Genomic DNA, 13,886 nt, shown 5'->3' with positions numbered 1-13,886 from the left:
GATTGGTTCTCAAGTTGCGACAATCGCAAGGTGAGAACAAAGCGGGTTTAGATAATTGTTTTGAAAAAATCTTTTCTGCCTTCGCTTGATCTTTTCATAACCATAGTCCTTTCGATCACCAAAGACGCTTGACGGCGAAGCTGTCAAACAAGGCCTCGTTGGAGATCAGCGTCATATCTTCGGCCTGCGCCTGGGCAATCAGGAAACGGTCAAACGGGTCTTTATGAGCGATGTTCATCTCGCCCGCGATGCGGGCATGAGTAACGCTGATTGGCAGTTCAACAAACCCCTGCCCAGCAATAATAGCCTCAAAATCCTGTGCCAGCGGGGCCGCCCCCGGCAGTTTTCCGATACGGAACTTGGTTGCGACCTCCATGGCCGACGCTGCGCTCACAGCTATAACATTATCTTCATCGGCTATGGCTTCCTGAGCGCGATGACTCAAATGTTCGTCGCCCGCCAGCCACCAGATCAGCGCGTGCGTATCAAGCAGTAGTCTCAAGCGAGATTCCACCCGTCCAGTTCGTCGTCGGGCAAGGTCTCATTGAAGGTCTTATCCAGGGTGATCCTCCCTTTGAGCGCCCCAAACACGCGACGCCCCTGCGGTTCCACCGGCACAAGGCGCACGACGGGTACTGAACCACGCGCAATCACCACATCACCACCCGCAAGTGCTTCGGCGATCAGACGGGACAGATTGGTCTTGGCATCGTGAACCGAGAACTGGGCCATGAGGGATCTCCTTAGCTAACCAGTATAGCTAATTACCCTTACTTTGGCAAGAGCGGCCTTCCATTCCAGCCATGTGACTGCCCTCCTCCTTCTGCCCTGCGGGATAGCTGGCTTCAGTCAATGGAACTGTTGCGCGATATCTCGCATATTCGAAATTACGGAGTGGCCGAATGGGCGACCCTGCTAGGGCCGTCGGGGTTCGTTCTTCAGACCGCCGGAACTCATCGTCTGCGTATGGACTTCGAAAGCTGGGTGACGCGGACGAAAACACCCCCTGAACGGGTCGCAGCCATCCGCTCCCTGCAACAGGCCGCGCCGGACGGTGTTGTGCGTTATTTCGGGATCGAGGCGGATGGTAGTTTCATGATCGACGTCAGCAGCTTTCAGGTGGCGCCGTTGTGAGCTGAATCGCGATTGTCACAGGCGACTGGGCGTGCGCGCTGACGGCACGAAGGAGGTCCTCGGCCTGTGAAACGAGCAGAACGAAAGAACCAAATTCTGGCTCCGGGTCATGAACGAACTGCGCCATCGCAGTGTCGAGGATATCCTGCTGGCCGTGGTCGACGGGCTCAAGGGCTTTCCGGACGCCATCCGTGCCGTTTTCCCCGAAGCCCTGGTGCAAACCTGCATCGTTCATCTGCTGCGCCATTCGCTGGTTTTCGTCGCCTGGAAAAGATCGCAAATCCGTGGCTACGGCATTGAAGGATATCTACTGGGCAGTGGACGCCGAGTCCGGCAAAGCTGCCCTCGCCGCCTTTGCCGAAAGCTCCTGGGGCCGGAAATACACGGCGATCGTCCAGTCCTGGGAACGGGCCTGGGAAGAGGTCTTTCCGTTCTATGCCTTTCCCGCCGAGGTCCGGAAATTGGTCTACACCACCAATGCCATAGAGGTGCTGAACGCGAAGCTGAGGCAGGCCGTCCGGGCCAGAGGGCATTTCCCCAATGACGACGCGGCTCTCAAGCTCCTCTTCCTGGCCTTGAACCGGGCCGAGAAAGAATGGACTATGCAGCCAAGAGAATGGTCCATGACAAAGGCACAGTTCGCCATTCTCTTCGGTGACCGCTTCGCGCGCGCCACCGTCTGATCAACAACGTGAACAACGCCTCGCACACGAAATTCCTGACAGTCCCAGGATTGGCGGGATCGACTGCGCAATCGGGTCCATTGCATTTCTCTAACGACCGAATTGTCAGTAGTAGCTGAATGTCCGTTTCAAAGTCGTCACTTGGATCAGAGGACCATCGCCTCATGGCGTAATGGCCCAAAATTACTTAGCCTATTATTGTAAAATCGATAGATGCCCCCCCCCCCCCCGCAATATCAGCCTGATTTTGCTACCGTTCCGCGCTCCCGAACTGAACCCGGTCGAGAATATCTGGCAGTTCCTACGGCCAACTGGCTGTCCAACACCGTCTTCGACGGCATTGAGCACATCATCGACGCCGTCTATTCCGCTTGGAACAACCTTGCCTCCCTGCCTGAAACCATCCAATCCATTGGACTCAGATAGTGCTCACACAGGTCAGGGAGTATAACCACTGGAATCATTGTAATTTCTGCGCCCAGCTTCCAACTTTTCGCGTGCATCCGCAAGCGTCAGGAATAAACGGGCGTTCAGGTGCTCCACCCGCAGCCGTTCGCTGCAGACCTTGATGAACGCATCATCCGTCGTTTTGTCGGGACGGCAGAAGCCCAGTGTGACATGGTCCAAACCCTATGGGTGTATCCTTCCAATGCAATCTATGACGGATCACGTAAATGATCCCACTGATAATCCGGCGATCATCCCCCGGCGCAAACCACGCGCCCGAGGTAACAACTGCTGCAGAACCTGCATCTGCGCGCGGCTCAGCATCGGCAATCTGCTCATTCCTATCCTCCATAGAGAATTGGAACCACATCAATAATATACCGTAAAGAGGACTTTCCCTAGACGGTCTTCTAATCTATGCATTGCTGTGTTGCGGAACAGGGAGCCTACAATCTCTAGACAAAGACCTCCATATTTGGTCAAATATGCGTAGAAAAGAGATTTGTTCAGCAAGTTACACTTTAAAATTCCGAATTTGACTAACTGCCCCTCGCGGCTCTTGCCAGCGCCTTTCGTTTGCACGAAAGCACGTCTGTTTCAGATTGTGCTGGAAGGCAGTTCACTCTTAGTGGCATAGGCTATATTTTTAGCAACCATCTTTTCTACAATCGCAAGACGAACAGCTAATTCCGCAGAGGTAAAAAGCAGGATGTATTGTGCAATCGAAGGATTGGATGGAGCAGGCAAATCGACTGTTATCACCTTGGTCGTCGAATCGTTACAGAATTACGGTATACAGGCGGCTGTAAAACCCGAATTTCCTGTCGGTCGATTAGACGCCAAATTTCGAGAAGTGCTCGATAAAGGCTTGTTCTTAGCGCAGCATCTCGAAATGCCTGCTGCCGCTGCTTTCTTTTATCTTTTACACGCTGAAGTTATTTCGACAAAAGCCATTGAGTGGGGGCAGGCTGACGTTGTCCTTGCTGACCGATGCCATATAACCCATTCGATGTACCAAGCATATTTTGCATCCAAGAGCTCTGGCAGTTTCGATGTCGTCCGTATGCTTGGTCACTTAGAAGGGTTGTTTACAGATCTCGATATAGCTCTCCCTGAAATAATCGTGTTCCTTGATGCTTCCGTGGAGCAAGTTCTGCCGCGATTGCGAGAAAGAGAAGGTCGGGAAATCACTGCCGATGAGATCCGTGTTCTTCGTGTTTTCCACGCGTACTACGCGGCACTGGCAGACAGATTCCCTGAGAAAATCATCAAAGTCAAAGCCAATGCCCCACCAAACTTAGTAGCCGAAGAAGTAACGAACTTAATCCTCGCAAAACTTGAAGTCTCTGAGGCTCGTTCAAAGTGATCTCACCGAGCAAAAACCTCTTTACCTTCTGGAGCATGGAACCTCCTTACGCCGAGGGTAAGCTTCGATATCACTTGGGCCAGGTAGCTATGCTGGAGCGAATGGCAAAAAACATTCTGGCAGGCGGACGATCCAGCGCAGTCATCTGCGATCCACCCGTAATCCTATCAGCCAGAGCGCGCCCCGACGCAGAAATGCAGCGCACGACAATCGAAAATTTCATCCGGAGAGTGGGTGACTCAAACATCGAAGTTCACCTACTGAGCAAGTTAAATGCAGACTTTCGTACCCGGGATGAAGTGAAGTATGGGGCCGTTGAGGCAGAGCTGTTAGTTTCCTTTGCGCAATTCAATTCGCTATCATCCGAACTCCAGCTGTCAACGCAGGCATTGTCGGATCTGGCGTCATTTAGATCGGGCTCTCCGAAAAGCGTGCCTTTTTCACTAAAACCCAGCCTAGAGGAGTTGCAGAAACATTTTAGCAGTGATGAACGATCTCTACTGACCACACTGTACGCTTTCAAGCACCGCGCCAGTTGGTTCGAGAGCCACCACATTGCAGCAACAGCCGCCACGTTGTCGATATTAGGTGAAATCAATACCGATCCCCGTCCACCCATTATTCTGGAGGCAGACCGGAATGCTTATCCATGGTTGGTTCTGAAATTCCTATATGATCAAGCAAGACAGCGTGCAAATATTCCGCAAAATTATTGGCCAAATCTGGAGCTTTGTGCTAATGTTCCTAGCATTGATGGGAGTTCTTTCATGCGTTTGTCTGAAAGTAGGGGATGCCTATTTTTAGATGAGCCATACAAAAATCATGCGGCCACGCTTTCACGGCTCTCCAAAAATTTCATTGATTTTTTGGCTGAGCGGTTCCCTGACTTTATCACTGAACAGGATGCCCGGAAAGACGTAACCAACCTCCTCAGAACATATAGAAAACGTGCACTTAAAGCTGGTCTCCTAAAAAATATTTTAAAAACCGACCCCGAAAATAGTGACAATGTAAATCTGATACTCGGAGGCGGAGGCGCCAAGGGAATTGCATTGGTAAGCGCTACAGACGAACTGTGGCAACACTATAATTTTACGCACTTTTGGGGAACATCCGCTGGCAGCATCGTCGCGGTTTTACTGGGAGCAGGCTATACACCTGCAGAACTCGGTAATATACTCAAAACGACATCATTCGAAAGCTTTCTGGACCGAGGCGTATTTCGCAAAATCTGGAATTGTGTTCGCTATCGCGCATTACATACAGGAACAAAATTTGAACCTTGGCTCGACGAGCTACTTAAATTCAAATTGGGGACCAATGCCAGGCCCCTTATGAAACACTTGAAAAAGCGAACAACGGTTTTCGGCAGTCAAAGCGACAAGGGGACTGTTCGCTACGACAGCGAGGGCGAAAATCAAGATACTCCTGCCTCTTTCGCTGTTCGGTCGAGCATATCCTATCCATTCTTTTTTAAGCCTGAAAAGCTTTACGGGAAGCCCGTTTATGACGGCGGCGTGATCAACAACTTCCCATTTAGACAGTTCAAACTATCAAATCCCGACGCGGCCTTTATTGGAATAGCCCTTCGCTCGACGGCTAAAAACACTCCCAAAGCGTGGCACTCTATGATCCCATCAACATTCAAAGACCTATTCAAAATCTCGACCAATCAGGATGAAGATACAATTTTTGACGAAAACAAAGACAATATAATTGTGCTCGATACAAACCCCGTGGGAACTTTCGACATTGCACTTCAGGATTCTGAAATAAATTATCTAATTGCCTTAGGGAAGCATGGGGCTTGTAATTTTCTTCTCTCCAGAGGATTACAGGATAGTGAAACTTTAGAAGACCGGTCAAAAGAACTCGACTCACTTCGCACGAAATTGAATTTAAAGGGTTCGGAGCGCATACATGATTAATATGACTGGATCGAAGGTGGTGGTAACTGGTGCGACCGGAGGATTGGGACGTGCCGTTGTAGCACGTTTGATGGACATTGGGGCAGAGGTATTCTCCATAGATCAACGATCGCCGATGCCGTCAGATTTGGCCAACTTCAGTCACCGCTGCGATCTCGGTCAACCTTCAAGCGTTGGAGATGCAATTCAGGCGATTTCGCATGTTTTTCCGCATGTCGATCTGCTTGTAAATTGCGCAGGGGCATTTTTGCCTGATCCCATACTCAATGAAATACCTAATACACTCGAGTATCTACTGCGAAACAATACCTCTTCAACGATCCTTTTTACGTTGGCTTTGGAGCCGCTTCTTCGTGCCTCGACCAGAGCATCTGTTGTCAATATCGGCTCGACTGACGGCATTGTCGCAAGCGGTGGTCAAGAGTGTGAAATCGGCGTCAGCCATGACGTCCTTTACGCAGCATCGAAAGGCGCTGCCATCGCATTCACGCGAGCGCTTGCTATGAAGTGGTCCAAATTGGGCATCAGGATAAACACTATTTGTCCAACCATCTTTCCCTCGCCAATGACTGAAAGCCTCCTCTCGGAGAAAAAAGTCGCCGAACTTTCCAAGCATATTCCCTTAGGAAGATTAGGTCGTATAGAGGACGTGGTAGATGCTGTGATCTTCGCACATCACATGAAATTCACTACTGGACACGCTTTCCCCGTGGATGGAGGCTACCTATGCCAGTGACGAATTTAGCTCTTCTCGGTGGTGCCAAGAGTATTCCCTATGGCCACTTGCCGATTGATCGCGCACCCATCTCGGCGGAGGGAATCGAAGCTGTCTCCTCGACTCTTCAGTCTGGGAGATGGTCAATGTTCACGTCGCCGGAAGTTTCAAAATTTGAAGCTGAATTTGCTGACTATGTTGGCGCTGAATATGCAGTTTTCGTAAATAGTTGCACCACAGCAATATACACTGCACTTCGAGTATTGGGAGTATCCAATGGTGACTTAGTTGGGGCGCCCGCTTATACTTATGTCGGCACATGTTTGCCTATTGTTGAAACAGGTGCGGAGCCGGTCTGGATTGATATATCCAGTGCAAGTCAGAATATTGACCCTGAGGCCCTGCGGGACGTTTGCGATCGAAGGAAACTCTCTGCCATCGTGCTTCCGCTGCTTTTCGGTAGTGAGCATGATGCTCTTGAATGCGCGGCAATCTGCAGATCCAGAGAGATTCCGATTGTCTTTGATTGCGCTCAATACCTTGGCAATCATGCGATTACGGCCAAGTTAATTGAGTTTGGTCCGTGCTGCTTCAGTTTTGGAGAGAGTAAAATTCTTCGCCTAGGAGAAGGCGGAGCCATCGTTACAAACTCATTCGCAGATAACGAGAGCTTCCTCCAGTTCCGGCATGAGGGAGAAGCTTGGATGGGCAAAGGCAGTTCACGTGTAAGCTTGAGCGATTTGAGCCCAATGGATGTTTTGAATTCTCTTGCAAGCACTCACAACGGTCTCAACCTACGACCTCTTGCTTATACGGCCGCCTTGGGCCGCGTGAAAATACGGGAAATGGAGAGCGTATTAGAAGCGACTCGTTCGAATGCGGAAGTTCTGACAGAACTCCTTTCTGGTTCGATTGGTTTAAGGCTTCCAGCAGCAAGAACCGTCTGGTGGACATTTCCAATCAGAGTGGCCTCGACCGAAGTGTCGCGAGAAGTCGTCCTTGCTGCGCTATTGGCGGAAGGTGTTCCAGTCGGTGTCCACTTTCCAAGGTTGATGCCCTGCCATCCTATTTTCAGTCGTTACGCCTCCCAGGGAAGCACTTACACGAATGCAGCGTCATTTTCCTCTGATCACCTTGTTCTCCCAATCTATCCAGAGCTCAGTCGGAGTGATATAGAAAAAATTGCCGAGATAGTGAACTATGTCTTTTCGTCAAGTGATCTATATAGTGATCGTGCGGCAAGCGCCGCAGAGGATTTTTTGCGCAAAGCGAGGCTCACCGAACTGAGTTCTGGGCTCTATATGTTTCTGACAGAGAAAGACGCCTAAGAAAATGGTAATAATTTCTCAAAATGACACGTTCCCAAGTATTCAAGCGAAGGTCGTCGAATTTTGCAGAAAATTTTCACTGGATGCCGATATCGCATCACGGTTACTCGACCTACAAAGCGAAGTAGGCGAGCTAGCGAAAGAGGCTTTACGTCAGACTGAATACGGAAAAAAACCGTTCTCGCCGTCATATGAGTGGGAAAATGAATTGGGTGACATTCTGTTTTCTTTGGTATGTCTTGCGAACCAATCGGCAACAGATTTGGGTTCTGCGTTATCAAACGCCTTGGAAAAGTACCAAAATCGATGGGAGAGTAAAGGCTCGATTTCGTCAGATTCAAACTAGTCTCAGCTTCTCTTTCAGATGTGACCAAATCAAAGCGAAAATTTCATCTTCACCTTTCATTTCTCCATTGATAGAGCATGAAATACGAACCCAAGAATTTTGTTCGGCCAGAAACTGATACGCGGAATGAACATTGGACTGATAGTCAGTGTCAATTTCATGGATATCAGCCGCACGATCGGTATAATTACGGGGTGGTTTTTTAGAAATGAGATTGGACGCAGCGGATGAGTCAGTATCTAGAAAGAAGACGATATCAGGCCTTCTTATATGGAAGATACGATATTCAAGCTTATCGACCCACTCAAAGAATTGTAACCATTGCTCTCGAGGTAATTTAGCAGCGTGGTGCGCTTGGTTAGAGGGAGAATACCGATCACAAACCACCACATCGCACTTTGCGAGTTTTTCTGCAACAAAGCCGACCGATTCAAATCGATCTCCGGCATACAATAAGGCACCCAATTTCGGATGCACGTCCATGAGTGCCCCAAATTCACCGTTGAGATAGTGACCTATCTCGCGACCGAAAAAGGTATCAGAATATCTGGGGAACTGAACCAATGACGCCGAGAAACCATGTGCGGTCAATGCATCAATGATTCTTCGAGATTGAGTTCCTTTACCACTACCGTCAATTCCCTCTACCGCAATAAGCACTAGATCACCTTTCTTGTTCTCTTATCGTGTCGAATAATCAAAATTTAGTCCAGTGTCGAAGGATATTATTGAATTCCTCCTTTGAAAGGTTGAGCCTCCTGCACACAGCTTCGACCCTCTTGCGGCGTCCTTCCGGGCCAAAATACACTGCGGTGCTAAGCTCGTTCTCAATCGCCACCACTACAGCATACACTTTTTTTATCTGCTCAATACCCACGCCCCGCAACTCGTTCGTTGATGTGAGCATCAAGTCAATACCGACAGGTTGACTCGGCAATTCGGCAGAAAAATTCACCTCACCATTCGGGCGTTTCGATCGGCGAACTTCTGATCCACACAACGCACGCACCAAGCGAGTGATGAGATCAAGGGGATCTGGAGCCAGAACCAGCGCTTCATCAAGAGATGGAGGCGGGTCAGACCAAAAATCGCCGAGATTTGCCTCTCCAAGTCTCACGTCTACGCCTCTCCACATACCTTGACTTGTCCGGTCCGCCTGATCATAATCGGCATTCCGCTCATGCTATTGAGCACTAACAGTCAAACACGAATACTCTCTAAAATCAATAAGCCTTCATCCTTGTGTGAGATGGTAGACAGTGACACCAGAAGCTAGCAGCATCGTTACGGGTGTAAGATCCAGATACCCTTCGAGGTAGAAAACGGTGCTGATTCCTTTCTGGAGAATTAGCGCGGCGCATTCTGGGCATGGGCTAGTACTCGTCAGCAGAGTGTCTCCTGGAAGCGCCCCTGAACATGATCGAACCTCGGCGTGATCAAAGGAACACGCTGGCATGACTGTCGACATCCCTGAAATACGGCAGCGACGACAGTCATTTTGATCATAGGCAGCCGGACCATTGTGAGCAGAGGCGACAACTTTGCGATTCCTCGCTAAGATCGCACCGACTTTGCGACGCCTGCACGAAACTTGCTGTATCAAATGATCAAGGTGCAAAAGGATACCTTTGCCTGATTCAAAATATGAATCCAGACTGCTTTGTGGAAGATTTTTAATTTCTGAGGCCTGTGACATTTTTAGATCTTTCTGCAGGATTATTTAAACACCCATCTCGGCAGGCTCGTTTTCGATCGCTTATAATGAAATATAGAGTTTGGCCCACCATCCGAGCGGGCTTTATCGGCCAGCGGCATTTCAGCAAGGCTGGAAACCAACTCTCGACCCGGACCACAGAGTGGCCCCTTCGCCTTCGAACACTCGACATTTTCGCTCGATGGCCAGCCAGACCTGGCCCTGCTCGTCTACAATCCTGCGACACCGGCCGACGCCGAAAAGCTCAGGGTCGCGTCGACGCCACCCAGCCTCAAGGAACCTGATCATTTGCGCCTTGTCTTCGCTCTTCCCTGCCTGATCGTCATCCTGAACTGGCTCTGGCCGCTGGCCCTTCCCCTCTGGGTGAAAATGCCAGCGGCCATTCTGCTGCTTGTGGCCTCGCAATATCATTTCTGGTCCCGGCTCTCCTCGGGCTCCGTGTTCGCACCCGAATTTTCCCGCCCCCTTGTCATTCTGTTCAACTGGGCCTTCGGAGCCATCCTTTTTCTGACCCTGTTCCAGATCGCGCTCGATCTCGGCGCCCTGGTTACGGCGTTGGCGCGATGGCGGCCGGTCCCTATTCCTGACGGCGCCCGTGAAGCGGCTGACGGCCTCGCTGGCCTGCTTGCCACCGTCGGCGTCGCCAATGCGCTGCGCGTCCCCCCGATCAGGGACGTGACGGTCAGGATCGCGGATTTGCAGCGGCTCGGTGGCCATGCGTCGCACCGACATCGCGCCGCTGCAAGGGCTGCAGGCCCCCAGGGGCGCCGGTCGTGCCGCTCGATCATCAGCCGCGCAATGCGCGATCTCGATCAGGCGGCGGTCCGACTTGCTGCGCAGACCGGGCTGGAGCATGCTATCGCTGTATACATGCAGCGTCTTCCGACATTCATTCGCTTCGGCTCCCCTCGGCTGCCTCCTGTCCCCTCCCCCGCTCTTTCTCCTGCGCCCGGGTACGGCCCCGGCACGTCGGAGCACGCTCTTATACGCCAGTGTCTGGAGCAGTTGGTTGCGGGTTCATTGGACCCCGATTTGAACCTACCGATGCCAAGTGGTTGAAATGATTATGTATTCAATGGGCGTCTGGTTTGTGGAGCAACAAAAAACCCGCCGAGTCAGTGACTTATCGGGGTTTTCTATATGTCGTTGGTTGCGGGGGCAGGATTTGAACCTGCGGCCTTCAGGTTATGAGCCTGACGAGCTACCGGGCTGCTCCACCCCGCGGTTGAGAGAGTGCTGATTTTGTTTTGGCTTAGTTTTGTGAGGGTAGACTGGAAGACCTGGCGGCGACCGACTTTCCCGCGGCTTAAGCCGCAGTATCATAGGCGCTGGGGGTTTTCACGGCCGAGTTCGGGATGGGATCGGGTGGAACTCTCCCCGCCATGGCCACCAGGTCATCCAGACTACCCTATAAGGGTGTGTGGATGCGGTTGGTGCGTTTTGGTGTTTTGCGTGTGACGTGGTTATGGATGATTTCTGTGCACGGGCTATCCGTAAGGATAGTGTGAGAGTGAGCCTATTGGGTGATTAGGACCAGTTAGCTGCACGTGTTACCACGCTTTCACATCTGGCCTATTAACGTGGTGGTCTACCACGACCCTCAGGGAGATCTAGTTTTGAGGTGGGTTTCCCGCTTAGATGCTTTCAGCGGTTATCCCGTCCATACTTAGCTACCCGGCTGTGCCGCTGGCGCGACAACCGGTGCACCAGAGGTATGTTCATCCCGGTCCTCTCGTACTAGGGACAAATCCTCTCAAATCTCCAACATCCACGGCAGATAGGGACCGAACTGTCTCACGACGTTCTAAACCCAGCTCACGTACCACTTTAATCGGCGAACAGCCGAACCCTTGGGACCTGCTCCAGCCCCAGGATGTGATGAGCCGACATCGAGGTGCCAAACCTCCCCGTCGATGTGGACTCTTGGGGGAGATCAGCCTGTTATCCCTAGAGTACCTTTTATCCGTTGAGCGATGGCCCTTCCACGCGGGACCACCGGATCACTATGGCCGACTTTCGTCTCTGCTCGAGCTGTCACTCTCGCAGTCAGGCGGGCTTATGCCATTGCACTCAACAGCCGGTTTCCGACCGGCCTGAGCCCACCATCGCGCGCCTCCGTTACACTTTGGGAGGCGACCGCCCCAGTCAAACTGCCCACCATACAGGGTCCCGGACCAGGCTTACTGGCCGCGGTTAGACATCAGAAAAATTCAGGGTGGTATTTCAAGGATGGCTCCACAGGAACTGGCGCCCCTGCTTCAAAGCCTCCCACCTATCCTACACAGAATGTCTCTGATGCCACTGTAAAGCTACAGTAAAGGTTCATAGGGTCTTTCCGTCTGACCGCGGATACCCCGCATCTTCACGGGGAATTCAATTTCGCTGAGCCGATGCTGGAGACAGCGGGGAAGTCGTTACGCCATTCGTGCAGGTCGGAACTTACCCGACAAGGAATTTCGCTACCTTAGGACCGTTATAGTTACGGCCGCCGTTTACCGGGGCTTCAATTCAGTGCTCTCACACCTCCTCTTAACCTTCCGGCACCGGGCAGGCGTCAGACCCTATACGTCGTCTTTCGACTTCGCAGAGTCCTGTGTTTTTACTAAACAGTCGCTACCCCCTGGTCTGTGCCACCCACAAATGGTTGCCCAAATGTGGGTCTCGCTTATCCCGAAGTTACACGAGTAATTTGCCTAGTTCCTTCAGCATCGTTCTCTCAAGCGCCTTGGTATGCTCTACCAGTCCACCTGTGTCGGTTTAGGGTACGGTCTATACGCCAGAGCTATTTCCTGGAATGCTCCAAAAGCCGGTCCAATCCGTTAAGGACCAACAACATATCGCATTCGTCACTTCTGGCAGGTTCAGGAATATTCACCTGATTCCCATCGACTACGGCTTTCGCCCTCGCCTTAGGGGCCGACTAACCCTGCGTGGATTAACCTTGCGCAGGAACCCTTGGACTTTCGGCGACAGTGTTTCTCGCACTGTTTGTCGCTACTCATGTCAGCATTCGCACTTCCGATATCTCCAGAAGGGGTCACCCCGCTTCCTTCACAGACCTACGGAACGCTCCGCTACCGCGCATACATAGTATGCACCCACAGCTTCGGCACGTGGCTTGAGCCCCGTTACATTTTCGGCGCAGGGTTTCTATTAGACCAGTGAGCTATTACGCTTTCTTTAAAGGATGGCTGCTTCTAAGCCAACCTCCTGGTTGTTATGGAATCCCCACATCCTTTCCCACTTAGCCACGATTTAGGGGCCTTAGCTGGTGGTCTGGGCTGTTTCCCTCTCGACAATGGACCTTAGCACCCACTGTCTGTCTGCCAGGCTAAACTTCCGGGTATTCGGAGTTTGGTTGGGTTTGGTAAGGCTTTGGGCCCCCCTAGCCCATCCAGTGCTCTACCCCCCGGGGTCAACACCTGACGGTCTACCTCAATAGATTTCGCGGAGAACCAGCTATCTCCGAGTTTGATTGGCCTTTCACCCCTAGCCACAGCTCATCCCCGACTTTTTCAACAGGCGTGGGTTCGGCCCTCCAGTGCGTGTTACCGCACCTTCAGCCTGGCCATGGCTAGATCACTCGGTTTCGGGTCTTCTGCCAGCAACTATGCGCCCTATTCAGACTCGCTTTCGCTACGCCTACACCTATCGGCTTAAGCTCGCTGCAAACAGAAACTCGCTGACCCATTATACAAAAGGTACGCCGTCACCCCATAAGAGGCTCCGACTGCTTGTAGGCATCCGGTTTCAGGTCTATTTCACTCCCCTCGTCGGGGTGCTTTTCACCTTTCCCTCACGGTACTTGTTCACTATCGGTCACCAGGGAGTATTTAGGCTTGGAGGGTGGTCCCCCCATGTTCAGACAGGGTTTCACGTGCCCCGCCCTACTCAAGGATCTTTAAAAGCACTACGCATACGGGACTATCACCCACTATGGCCGACCTTTCCAGATCGTTCTGCTTCTCTTCTAAAGACCACTGGCCTGCTCCGCGTTCGCTCGCCACTACTAGCGGAATCTCAATTGATGTCTTTTCCTCCAGGTACTGAGATGTTTCAGTTCCCCGGGTTCGCCTCATCACCCTATGTATTCAGATGATGATACCCATCGCTGGGTGGGTTGCCCCATTCGGATATTTGCGGATCAATGCCTGCTCGCGGCTCCCCACAACTTTTCGCAGCGTGCTACGTCCTTCGTCGCCTCCTGGTGCCAAGGCATCCACCG

The 13,886-nt window shown here is 51.7% G+C and carries 10 protein-coding genes, 1 tRNA gene, 2 rRNA genes and 5 pseudogenes (1 of these 18 cut by a window edge); 9 read left to right on the top strand and 9 right to left on the bottom strand.

Annotated elements, in window-relative coordinates; all coding sequences use genetic code 11:
• Window positions 1-115 precede the first annotated feature (115 nt).
• Entirely contained in the window at window positions 116-502 is a 387-nt protein-coding gene (locus tag ACSYTG_RS05090; RefSeq protein ID WP_489784215.1) for a type II toxin-antitoxin system VapC family toxin, read from the bottom strand.
• Window positions 499-732, bottom strand: coding sequence for a type II toxin-antitoxin system Phd/YefM family antitoxin (locus ACSYTG_RS05085; RefSeq protein ID WP_489784214.1), 234 nt, complete (start codon window positions 730-732; stop codon window positions 499-501). Before ACSYTG_RS05085 ends, ACSYTG_RS05090 begins: the two co-directional genes overlap by 4 nt.
• A gap of 84 nt (window positions 733-816) precedes the next feature.
• Here ACSYTG_RS05085 and ACSYTG_RS05080 point away from each other — a divergent pair.
• The 3 pseudogenes from ACSYTG_RS05080 to ACSYTG_RS05070 all read left to right on the top strand — a co-directional run.
• Window positions 817-1,134: pseudogene (locus ACSYTG_RS05080) on the top strand (SAM-dependent methyltransferase); the annotation flags it as partial.
• 16 nt (window positions 1,135-1,150) lie between these two features.
• Window positions 1,151-1,817 (top strand): annotated as a pseudogene (locus tag ACSYTG_RS05075) (IS256 family transposase); the annotation flags it as partial.
• Between the two features lie 226 nt (window positions 1,818-2,043).
• Window positions 2,044-2,268, top strand: a pseudogene (locus ACSYTG_RS05070) (IS630 family transposase); the annotation flags it as partial.
• A gap of 8 nt (window positions 2,269-2,276) precedes the next feature.
• Here ACSYTG_RS05070 and ACSYTG_RS05065 read toward each other — a convergent pair.
• Window positions 2,277-2,435 (bottom strand): annotated as a pseudogene (locus ACSYTG_RS05065) (integrase core domain-containing protein); the annotation flags it as partial.
• A gap of 559 nt (window positions 2,436-2,994) precedes the next feature.
• On the opposite strand from ACSYTG_RS05065, the gene ACSYTG_RS05060 reads away from it, so the two are divergent.
• Genes ACSYTG_RS05060 through ACSYTG_RS05040 form a run of 5 tightly spaced genes read left to right on the top strand, consistent with a single transcriptional unit; the run spans window position 2,995 to window position 7,947 of the window.
• On the top strand, window positions 2,995-3,630 hold the full coding sequence (locus tag ACSYTG_RS05060; RefSeq protein WP_489784213.1) for a nucleoside/nucleotide kinase family protein: 636 nt from the start codon (window positions 2,995-2,997) through the stop codon (window positions 3,628-3,630).
• The gene (locus ACSYTG_RS05055; RefSeq protein ID WP_491706445.1) at window positions 3,627-5,558 is read left to right on the top strand and encodes a patatin-like phospholipase family protein; all 1,932 of its coding nucleotides are present in this window, start codon (window positions 3,627-3,629) and stop codon (window positions 5,556-5,558) included. The genes ACSYTG_RS05060 and ACSYTG_RS05055 overlap by 4 nt, the downstream gene beginning before the upstream one ends.
• Window positions 5,551-6,294 carry an SDR family NAD(P)-dependent oxidoreductase gene (locus ACSYTG_RS05050; protein WP_489784211.1) on the top strand — a complete coding sequence of 248 codons (744 nt, stop codon included), beginning with the start codon at window positions 5,551-5,553 and terminating at the stop codon, window positions 6,292-6,294. The genes ACSYTG_RS05055 and ACSYTG_RS05050 overlap by 8 nt, the downstream gene beginning before the upstream one ends.
• Window positions 6,285-7,601, top strand: coding sequence for a DegT/DnrJ/EryC1/StrS family aminotransferase (locus tag ACSYTG_RS05045; protein WP_489784210.1), 1,317 nt, complete (start codon window positions 6,285-6,287; stop codon window positions 7,599-7,601). The genes ACSYTG_RS05050 and ACSYTG_RS05045 overlap by 10 nt, the downstream gene beginning before the upstream one ends.
• Before the next feature lie 4 nt (window positions 7,602-7,605).
• Complete coding sequence (locus tag ACSYTG_RS05040; protein WP_489784209.1) at window positions 7,606-7,947, top strand: MazG nucleotide pyrophosphohydrolase domain-containing protein; 342 nt, start codon at window positions 7,606-7,608, stop codon at window positions 7,945-7,947.
• Here the strand turns inward: ACSYTG_RS05040 and ACSYTG_RS05035 are convergent.
• The 3 genes from ACSYTG_RS05035 to ACSYTG_RS05025 all read right to left on the bottom strand — a co-directional run bounded on the left by ACSYTG_RS05035 (window position 7,939) and on the right by ACSYTG_RS05025 (window position 9,643).
• Complete coding sequence (locus tag ACSYTG_RS05035; RefSeq protein ID WP_489784207.1) at window positions 7,939-8,607, bottom strand: dTMP kinase; 669 nt, start codon at window positions 8,605-8,607, stop codon at window positions 7,939-7,941. The genes ACSYTG_RS05040 and ACSYTG_RS05035 overlap by 9 nt on opposite strands.
• Before the next feature lie 37 nt (window positions 8,608-8,644).
• On the bottom strand, window positions 8,645-9,064 hold the full coding sequence (locus ACSYTG_RS05030) for a hypothetical protein (protein ID WP_489784206.1): 420 nt from the start codon (window positions 9,062-9,064) through the stop codon (window positions 8,645-8,647).
• A 117-nt stretch (window positions 9,065-9,181) separates the two neighbouring features.
• Window positions 9,182-9,643 carry a deaminase gene (locus tag ACSYTG_RS05025; RefSeq protein ID WP_489784205.1) on the bottom strand — a complete coding sequence of 154 codons (462 nt, stop codon included), beginning with the start codon at window positions 9,641-9,643 and terminating at the stop codon, window positions 9,182-9,184.
• A gap of 306 nt (window positions 9,644-9,949) precedes the next feature.
• Here ACSYTG_RS05025 and ACSYTG_RS05020 point away from each other — a divergent pair.
• Window positions 9,950-10,427: pseudogene (locus ACSYTG_RS05020) on the top strand (metallophosphoesterase); the annotation flags it as partial.
• 381 nt (window positions 10,428-10,808) lie between these two features.
• On the opposite strand, the gene ACSYTG_RS05015 reads toward ACSYTG_RS05020, so the two are convergent.
• The 3 genes from ACSYTG_RS05015 to ACSYTG_RS05005 all read right to left on the bottom strand — a co-directional run.
• Window positions 10,809-10,885 (bottom strand) — tRNA-Met (locus ACSYTG_RS05015).
• 54 nt (window positions 10,886-10,939) lie between these two features.
• A 5S ribosomal RNA gene (gene rrf / locus ACSYTG_RS05010) occupies window positions 10,940-11,055 on the bottom strand.
• A gap of 112 nt (window positions 11,056-11,167) precedes the next feature.
• A 23S ribosomal RNA gene (locus ACSYTG_RS05005) occupies window positions 11,168-13,886 on the bottom strand (it continues 22 nt past the right edge of the window).

This window comes from Acetobacter sp. ESL1128, from assembly GCF_058505085.1.
The sequence above is the reverse complement of the archived record's forward strand: the minus strand, read 5'-3'. Positions and strand labels throughout refer to the sequence as shown.

Excerpts from the sequence above, each read along its gene's own strand:
- ACSYTG_RS05085 (WP_489784214.1), bottom strand. The coding sequence starts at position 732 with ATGGCCCAGTTCTCGGTTCACGATGCCAAGACCAATCTGTCCCGTCTG.
- ACSYTG_RS05050 (WP_489784211.1), top strand. The coding sequence starts at position 5,551 with ATGATTAATATGACTGGATCGAAGGTGGTGGTAACTGGTGCGACCGGA.
- ACSYTG_RS05045 (WP_489784210.1), top strand. The coding sequence starts at position 6,285 with ATGCCAGTGACGAATTTAGCTCTTCTCGGTGGTGCCAAGAGTATTCCC.
- ACSYTG_RS05040 (WP_489784209.1), top strand. The coding sequence starts at position 7,606 with ATGGTAATAATTTCTCAAAATGACACGTTCCCAAGTATTCAAGCGAAG.
- ACSYTG_RS05025 (WP_489784205.1), bottom strand. The coding sequence starts at position 9,643 with ATGTCACAGGCCTCAGAAATTAAAAATCTTCCACAAAGCAGTCTGGAT.